Raw genomic sequence first — 17,861 nt, 5'->3', positions numbered from 1 at the left:
TTAATATTGATTTTGGTCTGAAACTCCTTCATTAATTAAAGAGACTCCTGAGGAAGTTCCTAAGCGAGTAACTCCCATTTTTATATACTCTAATGCTGTTTGGATATCTCTAATTCCGCCAGCTGCTTTTATTTGAGCTTTACCATCAACTATATTATTCATAATAACAACATCTTCAAAAGTTGCTCCTCCAGTACCAAATCCAGTTGAAGTTTTCACAAAATCTGCTCCTGCATTTACAGCCAACTGACTTACTTTTTTTATTTGTTCTTTAGATAGGTAACAATTTTCAAAAATTACTTTTAATATATTTTTTCCAATAGCTTCTTTTATCAATCGGATTTCTTTTTCAACATAATCTTCTTCTCCATCCAACAGTTTTCCAATATTTATAACCATATCTATCTCTGAAGCTCCTTTATCAATACAATCTTTCGCTTCAAAAATTTTTGCTTCAGTGGTCATTGCTCCTAAAGGAAAACCTATTACAGCAGCTACTTTCACCTCTGTATTTTGTAATTCTTTACTTGCCAACTCTACATAACTTCCGTTTACACAAACTGCATGAAAGTTATATTCCTTAGCTTCATCACACAATTTTACTATATCTACTTTTGTAGCTGTAGCTTTTAATAAAGTATGATCTATATATTTATTAATTCGCATGTTTTTTAATTTATTTTTCTTCCTAACATATTTGTAGCTATTGTGGTAAACACTACAACACTTATTGAACTCAACGGCATTAATATTGCAGCAATTACAGGCATTAACTGTCCTGTTACAGCAAAATAAAGCCCCACAATGTTATACATTAAAGATAGTAAAAAACAATATTTTATAATTTGTATTGCTTTTTTTGACGCTTTAATATAATTCGCAATCTGGTTGAATTTTGTGGCGTCTAAAATAACATCACAAGCAGGAGAAAACACATTTATATTTTCTGATATAGCTACTCCTACATTACTTTGAGCCAAAGCTCCTGCATCATTCAACCCATCACCAATCATCAAGACGCTTCTTCCTCGTTCTTGTAGTTCTTCTACATAGTGCAATTTGTCTTGTGGCTTTTGGTTGAATAAAAATTTGGTTTGTTTGGGCAACAGTTCTTCTAAAAACTCCTTTTCACCTTCATTATCCCCTGAAACAACTGACAGTTCATATTTCTTTTGTAGGTTTGAAAACAAATCTTCTACACCTTTTCTGTAAGCGTTTTTAAAAATATATTTTCCTTTATATTCATCATTTACACTAATATGTACTGAAGTATCTAAATTTGTCTGTTCTTTAGCATTTCTGACAAAAGAAGAAGATCCTATTTTTAATTTTATTTCTTGATAAGAAACTTCTATTCCTTTGCCTACAAGTTCTTTATATTTCTCTATAGATAACATTTTTTCTTCTACTAACGATGCATATAACATTCTACTTAACGGGTGATTAGACGATCTTAAAGAACTCTTTAAAATTGACTTTTGGATTGTATTTAATGCTTCTCCTTCGTAGGTTATGGTATTATCTTTATTGGTTGTTAGTGTTCCCGTTTTATCAAAAATTACTGAATTAACCGCCGCTAACTGTTCTACTACTGTTGCATTTTTTAGGTAAAACTTCTTTCTGCCAAAAATTCGTAACATGTTTCCTAAAGTAAAAGGTCCAGCTAATGCTATAGCACATGGACACGCTATAATTAATACCGAAGTAAATACATTTAAAGCTTTGCTAGAATCGTAGTACAACCAAAAAACAGTTGATAATAAAGCTATTGACAATACTATAATAGTAAAGTTTTTACTGATTTTATCTGTTAATGTTTTAAAAGATGAGTTTTTATCTTTTTGAAAAACATCATTGCTCCACAATTGCGTTAAATAACTTTGTGAAACCGATGCCAATACTTCCATTTCTATACTTCCAGATAGCTGTTTCCCTCCCGCAAATAATTTATCTCCTGACTGTTTATTCACAGGAATCTCTTCTCCCGTAACAAAACTGTAATCTATTTGTGCATTTCCATTAATCAAAATTCCATCAACAGGAATTAATTCTTGATTTCTAATAAGTAACCTATCTCCTTTTTTTATCTCATAAATTTGAGTATTCTCCTCTTTTTTATCTGAAGTTATTCTAGTTACAGCTATGGGGAAATACGATTTATAATCACGTTCAAATGAAAGAAAGTTATAGGTTTTTTGTTGAAAGAATTTTCCTAGTAATAAAAAGAATACTAATCCTGTTAAACTATCGAAAAAACCAGTACCTAAATCAAATATAATTTCTGCTGTGCTACGAACAAACAACACCAAAATTCCTAAAGCTATAGGAACATCTATATTTAAAATTTTAGAGCGAAGTCCTTTATAAGCCGAAATGAAATAGTCAATACCAGCATAGAAAACTACTGGAAGAGAAAAAGCAAACATTAACCATCGGAATACATTTTTGTATTGCTCCAGCCAAAATTCTGAGACTTCAAAATACTCTGGAAATGATAAAAACATCACATTTCCAAAAGCAAAACCAGCAATCCCTAATTTGTAAATTAAGCTACGGTCTACTTTCTTTTTACCTGCTTCATAATCTTCTAAGCTTATATAAGGTTCATATCCTATAGAACTAAGAAGTAATACAATTTCTTTTAAAGATGTTTTTTCAGAATTATACGTTACCCGTACTGTTTTCTTTGGGAAATTAACTTGTGAAGACGATACATTACTTTGCAGTTTATGTAAGTTTTCCAACACCCAAATACATGAACTACAATGTATATGTGGTATATATAAATTAACTACCTGTACGTTACCATCATTGAATTCTAGTAGCTTTTCAATAATAGATTCATTTTCTAAAAAATCGTATTTTCCGTGTATTTCCTCAGGAATAGCTCCTGGGTTATTTTGAAAATCATAATAACAAGTTAAATTGTTCTCTGAGAATATCTCATAAACAGTTTTACACCCATTACAACAAAAACTTTTGTCTTGTACAGTAATTGTTTTAGTGTCGCACTCGTTACCACAATGAAAACAAATTGTGCTTTCCATATTTACTCTTTTGCCTAATGCAAATGTCTAATAACATCCCCATTTAAAACATGATAATTGTCAGCTTTTTCTTATATTTGAATAGGTAAAAAAAGGCATGTTATGAGCAAATGCGAACAGTGTATTATTCGCGAATTCAATTCTTTAAAAGCTTTAACAAAAGAAGAGTTAATTAGAATTACAGGATGTAAAACCTCTAAAACAATTAAAAAAGGAGAACTTCTTTTTGACGAGGGTGAACACATCAATGGTGTTTTTTGTATTAAAGATGGAGTTTGTAAAGTTTCTAAAATGAGTGATAATGGTAGAGACCAAATTATTCACTTAATAAAAAAAGGAGATATTATAGGTGAACGTAGTCTAATTAATAATGAAGCTTCAAATCTAAAAGCTATAGCTGTTAATGATATGGAAGTTTGCTTTATACCAAAAGAAGAAATTATTAAAGATTTAGAAAACAACACTAATTTCTCTATGGATATTTTAAAGAAAATGGCGAATTCTTTAAAAAAAGCAGATGATGTTATTGTGGATATGGCTCAAAAGACGGTAAAACAACGTTTAGCTGCCACTCTTTTATTACTAGACTCAAAGTTTGATAAAAATGAAAATGGTTCCATAAATGTGAACCTTTCTCGTGAAGATATTGCCAATATTATAGGAACTGCAACAGAAAGTGCTATTCGATTACTTTCAGAATTTAAAAAGAAAAAGTTAATCGATTTAAAAGGAAAGGAAATATTTATAACAGACTTACAAGAGCTAAGAGATATATCTGACGGCTTTTAAAAAAAATAAATAAAAAAATCGCCTAATGTATATTAGGCGATTTTTTTATGCTTCTCCAGTCGTTCCTCCAAAATTTAAAGGAATTGGTGGTTGCTCGTAATCTTTAATTTCACCGTGTGCTTGCTCGAATTTATGAACATTATCCGAAAGTGCTTTTGCTAACCGCTTTGCATGTTGCGGAGTTAAAATAATTCTTGATTTTACTTTTGCTTTAGGCACCCCAGGTAATATTCTTACAAAATCCACTATAAACTCTGAAACAGAATGATTTATAATCGCTAAATTACTATAAATCCCTTCTGCTACATCTTGGTCCAACTCAATATTTAGTTGTGGTTCTTTATTATCTTCCATACTTAAAATGTTTCTTACGTAAATTTACTAAAAAAATAAGGGTTTATCGCTCATAGAACGCTAAACCCTTATTAAAATTTATAAACATAAGTTTTTATAAACTCTGTTCTATTTCATCTTTTGGACCAACTATTTGATCTTCATACACTCTCATTCCTGTACCTGCAGGTATACGCTTACCTACAATTACATTTTCTTTTAATCCTTCTAAGTCATCAACTTTACCGTTAACTGCGGCTTCGTTTAATACTTTAGTAGTTTCCTGGAATGACGCAGCTGAGATAAATGACTTCGTTTGTAATGAAGCTCTTGTAATACCTTGTAATACTTGTTCAGCTGTTGCTGGTTGTGCATCACGCGCTACTACTAAGTTTTTATCTGCTCTACGTAAAATAGAGTTCTCATCTCTTAATTGACGAGCTGTAATAATCTGTCCTGCTTTTAACTTCTCAGAATCTCCAGCATCTTCAACAACCTTCATTCCGTAGATAGCATCGTTTTCTTTGATGAAATCCGTTTTATGAACTAATTGATTTTCTAAGAATAATGTATCTCCAGAATCAATAATTCTAACTTTACGCATCATTTGACGTACAACAACTTCGAAATGCTTGTCATTAATCTTCACCCCTTGTAAACGATATACTTCTTGAATTTCGTTTACTAAGTACTCTTGTACTGCTGAAGGTCCTTTGATATTTAAGATATCTATTGGAGTAATTGCTCCGTCAGATAATGGCATACCTGCTTTGATAAAGTCATTTTCTTGAACTAAGATTTGGTTAGATAACTTAATTAAGTATTTCCTAACATCTCCTGTTTTAGATTCAATAATGATTTCGCGGTTACCACGCTTAATCTTACCAAATGACACAACTCCATCAATCTCTGCAACTACAGCTGGGTTAGAAGGGTTACGTGCTTCGAATAACTCTGTTACACGTGGTAAACCTCCTGTAATATCTCCCGCTTTACCTGACTTACGAGGAATCTTCACTAATGTTTTACCTGACTCAACTTTATCTCCATTATCAACTATTAAGTGAGCACCTACTGGTAAACTGTAAGAACGTAATGCATTACCATCAGCATCCTCAATAATTAATGAAGGAATAATTTTCTTATTCTTAGAATCAGTAATTACTTTCTCTTGGAAACCAGTTTGTTCATCAATCTCTACAGAGTAGTTAATTCCTTGCTCTAAGTTGTCAAACTTCACTTTTCCAGCGAATTCTGAAACGATAACTCCGTTAAATGGATCCCATTGACAGATTGCTTCTCCTTTTTTAACTTCAGTTCTATCTTTATCGAAAATGATTGAACCATAAGGAATAATGTTAGTACTTAATACTACATCTGTCTTCTTATCTGTTATCTTGATTTCTGCTGTACGAGAAATTACGATATCAACTTCTTCTCCATTAGTATCTTTACCTTTTACAGTACGTAAATCGTCAATAGTTACATTTCCATCAAACTTAGAGATTAATTTATTCTCTTCAGAAATGTTTCCTGCAACCCCTCCTACGTGGAATGTACGTAATGTTAACTGTGTACCAGGCTCTCCAATAGACTGTGCCGCAATTACACCAACTGCCTCACCTCTTTGAACTTTTTTACCTGTAGATAAACTTTGTCCGTAACACTTTTCACAAATTCCTTTTTCCGATTCACAAGTTAACGGAGATCTTACCTCTACCATGTCAACTCCTGCTTCTTCAATTTTATCCGCTAAAAGTGGAGTAATTAACTCACCTGAAGTAGCTAATAACGTTTCTGTATTAGGAACATATACATCGTGTAATACTGTACGACCAGAAATTCTATCGCTTAAAGATTCAACGATTTCATCATTTTTCTTTAATGGACTTACCTCTAATCCTCTTAATGTACCACAATCTACTTCATTTACGATAACATCCTGAGATACATCTACTAAACGACGTGTTAAATAACCAGCATCGGCTGTTTTTAATGCGGTATCGGCAAGACCTTTACGAGCACCGTGCGTAGAGATAAAGTATTCTAAAATTGATAAACCTTCTTTAAAGTTCGATAAAATTGGGTTTTCAATAATTTCTCCACCACTAGCTGTCGATTTTTTAGGTTTTGCCATCAAACCACGCATACCTGTTAACTGACGAATCTGCTCTTTCGATCCACGCGCTCCAGAATCTAACATCATATATACTGAGTTAAATCCTTGTTGGTCTTCACGTAAACGCTTCATCGATAATTCAGTTAATCGGTTGTTGGTAGATCCCCAAACATCAATTACCTGATTATAACGTTCTTTTTGGGTTAACATACCCATGTTATAGTTCATAATGATTCCATCCACTTCTTCGTTAGCTTCATCAATCATTGCTTGCTTTTCTTCTGGGATAATGATATCTCCTAATGAGAATGATAAACCACCTTCGAAAGCGTATTTATATCCCATATTCTTGATTTCATCTAAGAATTTTCCTACTGCAGGAATATTTGTAACTTTTAAAATGTTACCAATAATTCCTCTTAAAGATTTCTTAGTTAAAACCTCGTTTACGTATCCTGCAGCTTCCGGTACTACTTCGTTAAATAAAACTCTACCTACAGTAGTTTCAATAATCTTAGTAACTTGTACACCTTTTTCTACATCTTGAGTACGTACTTTTATACCAGCATTTAAGTCTACTTTACCTTCGTTTAAGGCAATAATAACTTCTTCTGGAGAATAGAAAATTAACCCTTCACCTTTAATTGGCACTTCTGGAGTTGACTTTCTTTCTTTTGTCATATAGTATAACCCTAAAACCATATCCTGAGACGGTACCGTAATTGGAGCTCCGTTTGCAGGGTTTAAGATATTGTGAGAAGCTAACATTAGTAATTGTGCTTCTAAAATAGCTTCTGGTCCTAATGGTAAGTGAACCGCCATTTGATCCCCATCGAAATCGGCGTTGAAGGCTGTACACACTAATGGGTGTAAACGAATTGCTTTACCTTCAATTAATTTCGGTTGGAATGCTTGGATACCTAAACGGTGTAAGGTAGGGGCACGGTTTAATAAAACTGGGTGTCCTTTAATTACATTTTCTAAAATATCCCAAACAACTGGTTCTTTTCTGTCAATAATTTTCTTTGCAGATTTTACTGTCTTAACAATTCCTCTTTCGATTAACTTACGAATTACGAAAGGCTTGTAAAGTTCAGCTGCCATATCTTTTGGCAATCCACACTCGTATAATTTTAACTCAGGTCCAACAACAATTACCGAACGTGCAGAATAATCAACACGCTTACCTAATAAGTTTTGACGGAAACGTCCTTGTTTACCTTTTAAACTATCAGATAATGATTTTAATGGTCTGTTAGACTCAGTTTTTACTGCAGATGATTTACGTGTGTTATCAAATAATGAATCTACTGATTCTTGCAACATACGTTTTTCGTTACGTAAAATTACTTCTGGAGCTTTAATTTCCATTAATCGCTTTAAACGATTGTTACGGATAATTACACGACGGTATAAATCATTCAAATCAGAAGTAGCGAAACGACCTCCATCTAATGGAACTAATGGACGTAATTCTGGTGGAATAACCGGAATTACTTTCATAATCATCCACTCTGGTTTGTTTTCTCTATTTTGTTGAGATTCTCTAAACGCTTCAACAACATTTAAACGTTTTAATGCTTCGTTTTTACGTTGTTTTGAAGTTTCAGTATTTGCTTTATGACGTAACTCATATGATAATGTATCTAAATCGATTCTTTCTAATAAATCAATTAAACACTCTGCTCCCATTTTAGCGATAAACTTGTTAGGATCAGAATCTTCTAAATACATATTTTCTTGTGGAAGTGTATCTAAAATATCTAAATACTCTTCTTCTGTTAAGAAATCCATTTTTTGTAATGGTTCTCCTTCAGCATTTTTAGCTATACCTGGTTGAATTACTACGTAACGCTCGTAGTAAATAATCATATCTAACTTTTTAGATGGTAAACCTAAAAGGTATCCCATTTTGTTAGGTAATGATCTAAAATACCAAATATGTGCTACAGGTACCACTAAGTTAATATGACCTACTCTATCTCTACGTACTTTTTTCTCAGTAACTTCAACCCCACAACGGTCACAAACGATACCTTTATATCGAATTCTTTTATATTTACCACACGCACACTCGTAATCTTTTACAGGACCAAAGATACGCTCACAAAACAACCCATCTCTTTCTGGTTTATGTGTACGGTAGTTAATAGTTTCTGGTTTTAACACCTCACCTTTAGAAGCCTCTAAAATAGACTCAGGAGATGCTAAACCTATTGAGATTTTGTTAAACTTCTTAACAGTGTATTTTTCGTTTTTTCTTGCCATGATAATGGATTCGAATTAAAAATAAATGTCTTATATAAAGACTGATATTGAAAAAATGATTTGTCTCAGAGCCAAAACTCTGAGACATTTCACTGTGATTATTCTTCTAATTTAACGTCTAATCCTAAACCTTTAAGTTCGTGCATTAATACGTTAAATGATTCTGGTAAACCTGGTTCTGGCATAGCCTCTCCTTTAACAATACTTTCGTAAGTTTTAGCTCTACCTAATACGTCATCAGACTTAACAGTTAAGATTTCACGTAAGATACTTGATGCACCATATGCTTCAAGTGCCCAAACTTCCATCTCTCCAAAACGCTGACCTCCAAACTGAGCTTTACCTCCTAATGGTTGTTGTGTAATTAATGAGTAAGGTCCGATAGAACGCGCATGCATCTTATCTTCAATCATGTGACCTAACTTAATCATATAAATTACCCCTACTGTTGCTGGTTGGTCAAAACGCTTACCTGTACCTCCGTCATATAAGTATGTATGACCGAATCTTGGAATACCTGCTTCGTCTGTTAATTTATTAATCTCATCTAAAGAAGCCCCATCAAAAATTGGAGTTGCGTATTTTTGACCTAATTTTTGACCTGCCCAACCAAGAACAGTTTCATAAATCTGACCAATGTTCATACGCGATGGTACCCCTAATGGGTTCAATACGATGTCTACTGGGGTTCCGTCTTCTAAGAAAGGCATGTCTTCTTGACGTACAATACGTGCAACAATACCTTTGTTTCCGTGACGTCCTGCCATCTTATCTCCTACTTTTAATTTACGTTTTTTAGCAACATAAATTTTAGCAAGCTTTAAGATTCCTGCTGGTAATTCGTCTCCTACAGAAATAGTGAATTTCTCACGACGTAAAATACCTTGTAAATCATTTACTTTAATCTTATAGTTGTGAACTAATTCTACAACTAAATCGTTCAACTCTTTATCAGTAGTCCAAACTCCATTTAAATGTGTAAAGTCTTCAACAGAGTTTAACATTTTTTGAGTGAACTTTTTACCTTTTGGTAATACTTCTTCTCCTAAATCGTTATACACTCCTTGAGAAGTTTTACCTGATACTAAGTTGAATAATTTTTCTACTAAAGTTTCTTTTAACGTTTCAAATTTAGATACATAAGATGCTTCTAATTTAGCAATAGCTTCCTTATCGCGAGCACGCTTATTCTTATCTTTTACTGCACGTTTAAATAATTTCTTGTTAATTACAACCCCTCTTAATGATGGAGAAGCTTTTAATGATGCGTCTTTTACATCACCTGCTTTATCACCAAAAATGGCACGTAATAACTTTTCTTCTGGAGTTGGATCAGATTCTCCTTTAGGTGTAATCTTACCAATTAAGATGTCACCAGGATTTACCTCTGCTCCAATACGAATCATACCGTTTTCATCTAAGTCTTTAGTAGCCTCTTCTGAAACGTTAGGAATATCGTTTGTTAACTCCTCTGCTCCTAACTTCGTATCACGAACATCTAACGAATATTCATCAATGTGGATAGAAGTAAAGATATCTTCACGAACAACTTTTTCAGAAATCACAATCGCATCCTCGAAGTTATACCCTTTCCAAGGCATAAAGGCTACTTTCATGTTTCTACCTAAAGCTAATTCTCCTTTTTGTGTTGCATAACCTTCACAAAGTACTTGTCCTTCTTCAACTCTATCACCTACTTTTACAATTGGTTTTAAGTTGATGTTTGTACCTTGGTTGGTTTTTCTAAATTTAATTAAGTCATACGATCTCTCATCTGGGTCAAAGCTTACCATGCGCTCTTCTTCAGTTCTATCGTACTTAATTGTAATTTTGTTAGCATCTACATACTCAACAACTCCAGCTCCTTCAGCGTTGATTAAGATACGAGAGTCTTTTGCTACTCTACGCTCTAAACCAGTACCTACGATTGGAGATTCTGGACGTAATAATGGAACAGCTTGACGCATCATGTTCGATCCCATCAATGCACGGTTCGCATCATCATGCTCTAAGAAAGGAATTAACGATGCTGAAATAGAAGCGATTTGGTTTGGAGCAACGTCCATATAATTAATTGCTTCTGGGCTTTCAACTGGGAAATCTCCTTCTTCACGAGCAATAACTCTATCTGTTTCAATCTTACCATCTTTTGCTACTGGTAAGTTAGATTGAGCAATCTTCATTCCTTCTTCCTCCTCAGCACTTAAATAAATAGGTTCTTCTGGAGAAACTGAACCATCAGCTACTTTCTTATATGGTGTTTCAATGAATCCCATACTGTTTACTTTAGCGTATACTGCTAAAGAAGAAATAAGTCCAATGTTTGGTCCTTCAGGAGTTTCGATAGGACATAAACGACCATAGTGTGTATAGTGAACGTCACGGACCTCGAAACCTGCTCTTTCACGCGATAAACCTCCTGGTCCTAATGCCGATAAACGACGCTTATGAGTAATCTCTGCTAATGGGTTTGTTTGATCCATGAACTGAGATAACTGGTTAGTACCAAAGAAAGAGTTAATTACTGAAGATAAAGTCTTAGCGTTAATTAAGTCGATTGGAGTAAATACCTCATTATCACGAACGTTCATTCTTTCACGAATAGTACGTGCCATACGAGCTAAACCTACACCAAATTGACCTGCTAATTGCTCACCAACAGTTCTAACACGACGGTTAGATAAGTGATCGATATCATCTACTTCAGCCTTTGAATTGATTAACTCAATTAAATACTTAATAATAGTAATGATATCAGTCTTTGTTAATACTTTTTGATCTAAATCTTCATCTAAACCAAGTTTAGTATTCATTCTAAAACGTCCTACTTCACCTAAACTATAACGTTGCTCTGAGAAGAATAATTTTTCAATAATTCCTCTTGCAGTTTCCTCGTCTGGCGGTTCAGCATTACGTAACTGTCTATATATATGTTCTACTGCCTCTTTTTCAGAGTTTGTAGGATCTTTTTGTAATGTATTATGGATGATGGCATAATCTGCTTGCTGATTATCTTCTTTGTGTAATAAGATAGTTTTTGCTCCAGATTCGATTATTTCATCAATATCGTCTTTTTCTATAATAGTATCACGGTCATAAATAATTTCGTTACGCTCAATTGATACTACTTCTCCAGTATCTTCGTCTACGAAATCTTCGTGCCAAGTCTTTAATACTCTCGCCGCTAATTTACGCCCTAATACTTTCTTTAATCCTGCTTTAGATACTTTTACTTCTTCAGCTAAATCAAAGATTTCTAAAATATCTTTATCTCTTTCAAAACCTATGGCTCTGAATAATGTTGTTACTGGTAATTTTTTCTTTCTATCAATATAAGCATACATTACTTGATTGATATCGGTAGCAAATTCTATCCAAGAACCTTTAAATGGAATAACTCTTGCAGAGTATAATTTGGTTCCGTTTGCATGGAAAGATTGCCCAAAGAATACACCTGGTGAACGGTGTAATTGTGATACCACAACTCTTTCTGCCCCATTAATAATAAAGGTTCCAGAGTTTGTCATATAAGGAATTGTACCTAAATATACATCTTGAACGATGGTTTCGAAATCTTCGTGTTCAGGGTCAGTACAATATAATTTTAAACGTGCTTTTAAAGGTACACTATAAGTTAATCCACGCTCTATACATTCTTGAATGCTATATCTTGGCGGGTCAACAAAATAGTCTAAAAATTCTAATACAAATTGATTACGGGTATCTGTAATCGGGAAGTTATCCATAAAGGTTTTATACAAACCTTCTTCACCTCGCTCCTCAGCTTTAGTTTGCAGTTGGAAAAAATCTTGGAAAGATTTTACCTGAATATCTAAAAAATCTGGATAATCAGCTCCTAACTGCGATGATGCGAAGTTAATTCTTTCAGTAGTATTTATCGTTGCCAAAAGAGATGCTATTTTTAATTAAAAATATTATTTTTGAAACTTTGTTGTTTCAATACTGCAATTTTAATTGCTTTTTACTGATTAAAAATCAGCACTTTATAATCGTAAAAACACAATAAAATATATTGTGAAAATAAAGAACGAATATATACACAAAATGGTTTAGGCCTAAAAACATGTGTTTTTAGTACCTAAACCTTAATTGTTTTTCCCCGTTTTAAATCGGGAGTATAGCTTACTTAAGCTCTACCTCAGCTCCTGCTTCTTCTAAAGATTTTTTAAGACCTTCTGCCTCATCTTTAGAGATTCCTTCTTTTACTGGTGCTGGTGCGCTATCAACGATTTCTTTAGCTTCTTTTAATCCTAATCCAGTTAATTCTTTAACTAACTTTACAACTGCTAATTTAGAAGCACCTGCTGCTTTTAAGATTACATCAAATTCAGTTTTTTCTTCAGCTGCATCTCCACCACCTGCTACTGGACCTGCTACTGCTACAGCTGCTGCTGCTGGCTCAATACCATACTCTTCTTTTAAAATATCAGCTAATTCATTAACTTCTTTTACTGTTAAGTTAACTAATTGTTCTGCGAAATCTTTTAAATCTGCCATTTTAATTGTTTTTAAAAATTTTATTATTTTAGTTTATTAGTGCGCGAAATTATTTTTCTGATAATGTCTTTAAGATACCTGATAATTTACCACCACCTGATTGTAATGCTGAAACAACATTCTTAGCAGGAGATTGTAATAACGTAATAATATCTCCAATAAGTTCTTCTCTAGATTTAATGTTAACAAGAGCGTCTAATTGTTCATCTCCAATATAAACTGCCTCCTCAACATACGCTCCTTTTAATAAAGGACGATCTTTTGATTTTTTTCTGAACTCTTTGATAACTTTTGCTGGTGCATTCGCAGCCTCAGCAATTAACATTGAAGTATTACCTTTTAATACGTCTGGTAACTCTCCAAAATCTTTATCAGAAGCTTCCATTGCTTTAGAAAGCAATGTATTTTTAACAACAGCCAATTGTACGTTAGCTTTGAAACAAGCTCTACGTAAGTTAGATGTGGTAGCTGCATCTAAACCAGAAATATCTGCTAAATAGATGGTGCTAGTATCTGCTAATTGTGCTGTTAAATCTTGTATTACTTGTGATTTTTCCTCTCTAGTCATAATTAAAAAGTTTTAACTGCCTTACGATACTGTTTTAACATCTACAGCAACACTAGGACTCATAGTAGAAGAAATAAAGATACTCTTAATATAAGTTCCTTTAGCCGCTGTTGGCTTTAATTTAATTAATGTTTGAATTAACTCGTTTGCATTTTCTGTAATCTTAGCAGCATCGAAAGATGCTTTTCCGATTGCAGCGTGTACAATACCAGTTTTATCTACTTTAAAGTCGATTTTACCCGCTTTTACTTCTTGTACTGCTTTTGCAACATCCATAGTTACTGTACCTGTTTTTGGGTTTGGCATTAAACCACGAGGACCTAATACACGTCCTAAAGGACCTAATTTACCCATTACTGAAGGCATAGTAATAATAACGTCAACATCAGTCCAACCTCCTTTAATTTTTTGAAGGTACTCATCTAATCCAACATAATCAGCACCTGCTTCTTTAGCTTCTGCTTCTTTATCTGGAGTAACTAATGCTAAAACTTTTACATCTTTACCAGTTCCGTGAGGTAATGTTACAACTCCACGTACCATTTGGTTAGCTTTACGAGGATCTACTCCTAAACGTACTGCTAAATCAACAGATGCATCAAATTTTACGTTTGTAATTTCTTTAACTAAAGCTGATGCTTCACTTAAATTATAAACTTTAGAGCTATCTACTTTAGCACGAGCCTCTTTTTGTTTTTTAGTCAATCTTGCCATTTTCTAAATCTCTTTTAAGTTTATGCAGGAGCATCACCTGTTACTGTTAATCCCATAGAACGAGCTGTTCCGGCAATCATTCTCATTGCAGACTCAACTTCAAAGGCATTCATATCTGCCATTTTGTCTTCTGCAATTCCACGAATTTCATCCCAAGAAACGCTTGCTACTTTCTTTCTATTAGGCTCACCTGAACCTTTCTTAATTTTGGCCGCTTCCATTAATTGTACTGCAGCTGGTGGAGTTTTTACAACAAACTCGAAAGATTTGTCTGTATAAACCGTAATAACAACAGGTAATACTTTACCTTGTTTGTCCTGTGTACGAGCATTAAATTGCTTACAGAACTCCATGATGTTAACACCGGCAGCACCTAAAGCGGGTCCAACTGGTGGCGACGGATTCGCTGCACCTCCCCTTACTTGTAGTTTTACTAATTTACTTACTTCTTTTGCCATTGTTTAAGATTTAACGATGTGCTTAAATTGGAAGCTTAAACACACCAAAATATAGGTGTAACAATTATATTTTCTCTACTTGCATGTAATTTAGTTCTAATGGTGTTTTTCTTCCAAAAATCTTAACCATTACTTCTAACTTACGCTTTTCTTCGTTAACCTTTTCAACTGTTCCATCGAATCCGTTGAAAGGCCCGTCAATTACTTTTACAGTTTCACCAACTGAATAAGGAATTGCAACGTTTTCATCTCTAACAGAAAGTTCATCAACCTTACCTAACATTCTGTTTACTTCTGATTTACGCATTGGTACAGGATCACCTCCTTTAGTTTCACCTAAAAACCCAATAACTCCTGTTACGGATCTAATTACGTGAGGAACTTCTCCAGCTAAATTAGCTTCTACCATTACATAACCAGGAAAATAAACTCTCTCTCTGTTTATTTTCTTTCCGTTTCTTACTTGAATAACTTTTTCTGTTGGAACGATTACTTGGTTTACATAATCAGACAACCCATGACGAGCAATCTCAGTCTCGATATAAGTTTTTACCTTATTTTCTTGACCTCCAATAGCTCTAACCACATACCATTTCATCACCGACTCAGCCATCATTAAAACATTTTAAAGAAGTTATCTAACCCCGCTTGAAAAACCTTATCTATAGCAGCTACAGCTAAAGCAAAAACAATTGTAAATGCTGCAACTACCACAGTAGACTTTTGTGCTTCTTCACGAGAAACCCATGTCATATTGGTATTTAATTCTTCAAAAGAACCTTTAATGTATTGTATAAAGTTACTCATATTTTATCCGTTTAACGAGCTGCGGAAAAACCACAACTCGTTTTAGTTTTTTTTGCACGGGTTGAGAGACTCGAACTCCCGACACCTGGTTTTGGAGACCAGTGCTCTACCAACTGAGCTAAACCCGTATTTATAAAGGAGTCTCACTAATAAGGAGACTCCTTATAATTTATAATTAAACTATAATTAGTCTAAAATTTCAGTTACCTGACCAGCTCCTACAGTTCTACCTCCTTCACGGATAGCGAATTGTAAACCAACGTTTAATGCGATTGGTTGGATTAAGTCTACAGTAATAGTTAAGTTATCACCTGGCATTACCATTTCTACTCCATCAGGTAAGTTGATGTTACCAGTTACGTCAGTTGTACGTACGTAGAACTGTGGACGGTAGTTGTTGTGGAATGGAGTGTGACGTCCACCTTCTTCTTTCTTTAAGATATATACCTCAGCTTTAAACTTAGCGTGTGGAGTAATTGAACCTGGCTTACAGATTACCATACCTCTCTTGATATCTTCTTTTGCAATACCTCTTAATAAGATACCTGCGTTATCTCCAGCTTCACCTCTATCTAAGATTTGACGGAACATTTCGATACCAGTTACAGTAGAAGTTAATTTCTCGTCACCCATACCGATGATCTCTACAGGATCTCCAGTGTTGATGATACCAGTTTCGATACGTCCTGTTGCTACAGTACCACGACCAGTAATAGAGAATACATCTTCGATTGGCATTAAGAATGGCTTTTCAGTATCTCTTGGTGGCTCTTCGATCCAAGTATCCACAGCTTCCATTAATTCTAAAACTGTATCAACCCACTTTTGCTCTCCGTTTAAAGCACCTAAAGCAGAACCAGCAATAACAGGACCATTATCTCCATCGTAATCATAGAAAGATAATAAATCTCTTACTTCCATCTCTACTAACTCTAATAACTCCTCATCATCAACCATATCAACTTTGTTTAAGAAAACAACGATACGTGGAATACCTACCTGACGACCTAATAAGATGTGCTCACGAGTTTGTGGCATTGGACCATCTGTAGCAGCAACTACTAAGATAGCTCCATCCATTTGTGCAGCTCCAGTTACCATGTTCTTTACGTAATCGGCGTGACCTGGACAGTCAACGTGTGCGTAGTGACGGTTAGCTGTTGCGTACTCTACGTGAGAAGAGTTAATTGTAATACCTCTTTCTTTTTCTTCTGGAGCGTTATCGATTTGATCAAAAGCTCTTTGCTCAGAATATCCTGCATCTGCTAAAACTTTTGTAATTGCAGCAGTTAAAGTAGTTTTACCGTGATCTACGTGACCAATAGTACCTACATTTAAGTGCGGTTTCGAACGATCATAAGTTCCTTTTGCCATGATTATTAATTTTAATTCTTAGTTAAATATATTTAGTGTTATTTTAAAACTCTTGTCAAATAAACTCTAAAATAGAGCCAACAACGGGATTTGAACCCGTGACCTCATCCCTACCAAGGATGCGCTCTACCAACTGAGCTATGTCGGCAACGAATTTAGAGCGGGAGACCGGGTTCGAACCGGCGACATTCAGCTTGGAAGGCTGACGCTCTACCAACTGAGCTACTCCCGCAATTTTGCTAGTTTAAGATTTTAGTGGGGAGAGCAGGATTCGAACCTGCGAAGTCGTAAGACAACGGAGTTACAGTCCGTCCCATTTGGCCGCTCTGGAATCTCCCCAAAATCTTAAATCAAAATTTTAATGAACTTTTGTTCTTTTAGAGCCGATGGAGGGACTCGAACCCACGACCTGCTGATTACAAATCAGCTGCTCTAGCCAGCTGAGCTACATCGGCAATTGCTATAAAAAAACAATCCGCTATTTCTAACGGACTGCAAATGTAAAAAGTTATTTTGAATTTCTAAAACTTTTTTCAATTATTTTTTATGTTTTTATGACACCAAAGCATCCTTTATTTTTTCTTTCGATCTTCGTAACTGTCTTTTCAACGATTCTACCGACATACTAACTCCTTCTTCAAAGGTTTTACATTGCTTTTTTACAATCAACTCATTCCCTGGAATATTGATTTTTATCTCCGTAATTTTGTTTTCTTTTTCACTCGTTTTCTGCACTTTTAAAAACACTTCTGCATCAACAATTTTGTCGTGAAACTTTTCTAATCCCCCTACTTTTTTCTCAATAAAATCTATTAATTTTTTGTCTGCTGAGAAATTTACTGACTGCGTGAATACCTTCATAATTC

The 17,861-nt window shown here is 34.3% G+C and carries 14 protein-coding genes and 5 tRNA genes; 1 reads left to right on the top strand and 18 read right to left on the bottom strand.

All coding sequences use genetic code 11. The annotated features are described in order from the left end of the window. Both deoC and ACQY6M_RS11950 read right to left on the bottom strand, forming a co-directional pair. Complete coding sequence (gene deoC, locus ACQY6M_RS11955) at positions 1-666, bottom strand: deoxyribose-phosphate aldolase (protein WP_428742121.1); 666 nt, start codon at positions 664-666, stop codon at positions 1-3. A 5-nt stretch (positions 667-671) separates the two neighbouring features. Further along, positions 672-3,047: a heavy metal translocating P-type ATPase gene (locus tag ACQY6M_RS11950; protein WP_428742120.1), complete on the bottom strand. Its 2,376-nt coding sequence runs from the start codon at positions 3,045-3,047 to the stop codon at positions 672-674. A gap of 102 nt (positions 3,048-3,149) precedes the next feature. Between ACQY6M_RS11950 and ACQY6M_RS11945 the strand changes: the two genes are divergently transcribed. Next, complete coding sequence (locus tag ACQY6M_RS11945) at positions 3,150-3,836, top strand: Crp/Fnr family transcriptional regulator (protein ID WP_428742119.1); 687 nt, start codon at positions 3,150-3,152, stop codon at positions 3,834-3,836. Positions 3,837-3,881: 45 nt separating this feature from the next. On the opposite strand, the gene ACQY6M_RS11940 is transcribed toward ACQY6M_RS11945, so the two are convergent. The 16 genes from ACQY6M_RS11940 to hpf form a co-directional block, all read right to left on the bottom strand. Further along, positions 3,882-4,190 carry a DUF3467 domain-containing protein gene (locus tag ACQY6M_RS11940; protein WP_428742118.1) on the bottom strand — a complete coding sequence of 103 codons (309 nt, stop codon included), beginning with the start codon at positions 4,188-4,190 and terminating at the stop codon, positions 3,882-3,884. Positions 4,191-4,284: 94 nt separating this feature from the next. Continuing rightward, the gene (rpoC, locus tag ACQY6M_RS11935; RefSeq protein WP_428742117.1) at positions 4,285-8,556 is read right to left on the bottom strand and encodes a DNA-directed RNA polymerase subunit beta'; all 4,272 of its coding nucleotides are present in this window, start codon (positions 8,554-8,556) and stop codon (positions 4,285-4,287) included. A 98-nt stretch (positions 8,557-8,654) separates the two neighbouring features. Then, positions 8,655-12,464, bottom strand: a complete 3,810-nt coding sequence (gene rpoB, locus ACQY6M_RS11930; RefSeq protein ID WP_428742116.1) for a DNA-directed RNA polymerase subunit beta — start codon at positions 12,462-12,464, stop codon at positions 8,655-8,657. A gap of 235 nt (positions 12,465-12,699) precedes the next feature. Further along, positions 12,700-13,074 carry a 50S ribosomal protein L7/L12 gene (rplL, locus tag ACQY6M_RS11925; protein ID WP_428742115.1) on the bottom strand — a complete coding sequence of 125 codons (375 nt, stop codon included), beginning with the start codon at positions 13,072-13,074 and terminating at the stop codon, positions 12,700-12,702. Between the two features lie 49 nt (positions 13,075-13,123). Then, the gene (rplJ, locus tag ACQY6M_RS11920; RefSeq protein WP_428742114.1) at positions 13,124-13,642 is read right to left on the bottom strand and encodes a 50S ribosomal protein L10; all 519 of its coding nucleotides are present in this window, start codon (positions 13,640-13,642) and stop codon (positions 13,124-13,126) included. Between the two features lie 21 nt (positions 13,643-13,663). Next, positions 13,664-14,356 (bottom strand): 50S ribosomal protein L1, encoded by a 693-nt coding sequence (gene rplA / locus ACQY6M_RS11915; RefSeq protein ID WP_028892876.1) that lies wholly within the window; start codon positions 14,354-14,356, stop codon positions 13,664-13,666. Between the two features lie 20 nt (positions 14,357-14,376). Then, positions 14,377-14,814 carry a 50S ribosomal protein L11 gene (gene rplK, locus ACQY6M_RS11910; protein WP_428742113.1) on the bottom strand — a complete coding sequence of 146 codons (438 nt, stop codon included), beginning with the start codon at positions 14,812-14,814 and terminating at the stop codon, positions 14,377-14,379. A gap of 64 nt (positions 14,815-14,878) precedes the next feature. Beyond that, positions 14,879-15,427: a transcription termination/antitermination protein NusG gene (gene nusG / locus ACQY6M_RS11905; protein WP_428742524.1), complete on the bottom strand. Its 549-nt coding sequence runs from the start codon at positions 15,425-15,427 to the stop codon at positions 14,879-14,881. Between the two features lie 2 nt (positions 15,428-15,429). Then, a complete protein-coding gene (secE, locus tag ACQY6M_RS11900; protein WP_428742112.1) occupies positions 15,430-15,621 on the bottom strand; it encodes a preprotein translocase subunit SecE in 192 nt (63 codons plus the stop codon). 55 nt (positions 15,622-15,676) lie between these two features. After that, positions 15,677-15,749 (bottom strand) — tRNA-Trp (locus ACQY6M_RS11895). Positions 15,750-15,807: 58 nt separating this feature from the next. After that, positions 15,808-16,995: an elongation factor Tu gene (gene tuf / locus ACQY6M_RS11890; protein ID WP_428742111.1), complete on the bottom strand. Its 1,188-nt coding sequence runs from the start codon at positions 16,993-16,995 to the stop codon at positions 15,808-15,810. Between the two features lie 75 nt (positions 16,996-17,070). Continuing rightward, a tRNA-Thr gene (locus tag ACQY6M_RS11885) sits at positions 17,071-17,143 on the bottom strand. Positions 17,144-17,154: 11 nt separating this feature from the next. Beyond that, positions 17,155-17,227, bottom strand: a tRNA-Gly gene (locus ACQY6M_RS11880). 24 nt (positions 17,228-17,251) lie between these two features. Further along, positions 17,252-17,334: transfer RNA gene (locus tag ACQY6M_RS11875), tRNA-Tyr, on the bottom strand. A 42-nt stretch (positions 17,335-17,376) separates the two neighbouring features. After that, a tRNA-Thr gene (locus ACQY6M_RS11870) sits at positions 17,377-17,450 on the bottom strand. 97 nt (positions 17,451-17,547) lie between these two features. Next, positions 17,548-17,856, bottom strand: a complete 309-nt coding sequence (gene hpf / locus ACQY6M_RS11865) for a ribosome hibernation-promoting factor, HPF/YfiA family (RefSeq protein WP_428742110.1) — start codon at positions 17,854-17,856, stop codon at positions 17,548-17,550. Between the last annotated feature and the right edge of the window lie 5 nt (positions 17,857-17,861).

It is taken from the genome of Tenacibaculum sp., assembly GCF_050290165.1.
Taxonomy (GTDB): Bacteria; Bacteroidota; Bacteroidia; order Flavobacteriales; family Flavobacteriaceae; genus Polaribacter.
Note: the sequence above shows the minus strand (reverse complement) of the source record. Positions and strands in the feature narration are given on the sequence as shown.

Bases quoted from the DNA above. Each gene is read 5' to 3' on its own strand.
- deoC (WP_428742121.1), bottom strand. From the start codon at position 666: ATGCGAATTAATAAATATATAGATCATACTTTATTAAAAGCTACAGCT.
- ACQY6M_RS11950 (WP_428742120.1), bottom strand. From the start codon at position 3,047: ATGGAAAGCACAATTTGTTTTCATTGTGGTAACGAGTGCGACACTAAA.
- ACQY6M_RS11945 (WP_428742119.1), top strand. From the start codon at position 3,150: ATGAGCAAATGCGAACAGTGTATTATTCGCGAATTCAATTCTTTAAAA.
- ACQY6M_RS11940 (WP_428742118.1), bottom strand. From the start codon at position 4,190: ATGGAAGATAATAAAGAACCACAACTAAATATTGAGTTGGACCAAGAT.
- rpoC (WP_428742117.1), bottom strand. From the start codon at position 8,556: ATGGCAAGAAAAAACGAAAAATACACTGTTAAGAAGTTTAACAAAATC.
- rplL (WP_428742115.1), bottom strand. From the start codon at position 13,074: ATGGCAGATTTAAAAGATTTCGCAGAACAATTAGTTAACTTAACAGTA.
- rplJ (WP_428742114.1), bottom strand. From the start codon at position 13,642: ATGACTAGAGAGGAAAAATCACAAGTAATACAAGATTTAACAGCACAA.
- rplA (WP_028892876.1), bottom strand. From the start codon at position 14,356: ATGGCAAGATTGACTAAAAAACAAAAAGAGGCTCGTGCTAAAGTAGAT.
- rplK (WP_428742113.1), bottom strand. From the start codon at position 14,814: ATGGCAAAAGAAGTAAGTAAATTAGTAAAACTACAAGTAAGGGGAGGT.
- nusG (WP_428742524.1), bottom strand. From the start codon at position 15,427: ATGGCTGAGTCGGTGATGAAATGGTATGTGGTTAGAGCTATTGGAGGT.
- secE (WP_428742112.1), bottom strand. From the start codon at position 15,621: ATGAGTAACTTTATACAATACATTAAAGGTTCTTTTGAAGAATTAAAT.
- tuf (WP_428742111.1), bottom strand. From the start codon at position 16,995: ATGGCAAAAGGAACTTATGATCGTTCGAAACCGCACTTAAATGTAGGT.
- hpf (WP_428742110.1), bottom strand. From the start codon at position 17,856: ATGAAGGTATTCACGCAGTCAGTAAATTTCTCAGCAGACAAAAAATTA.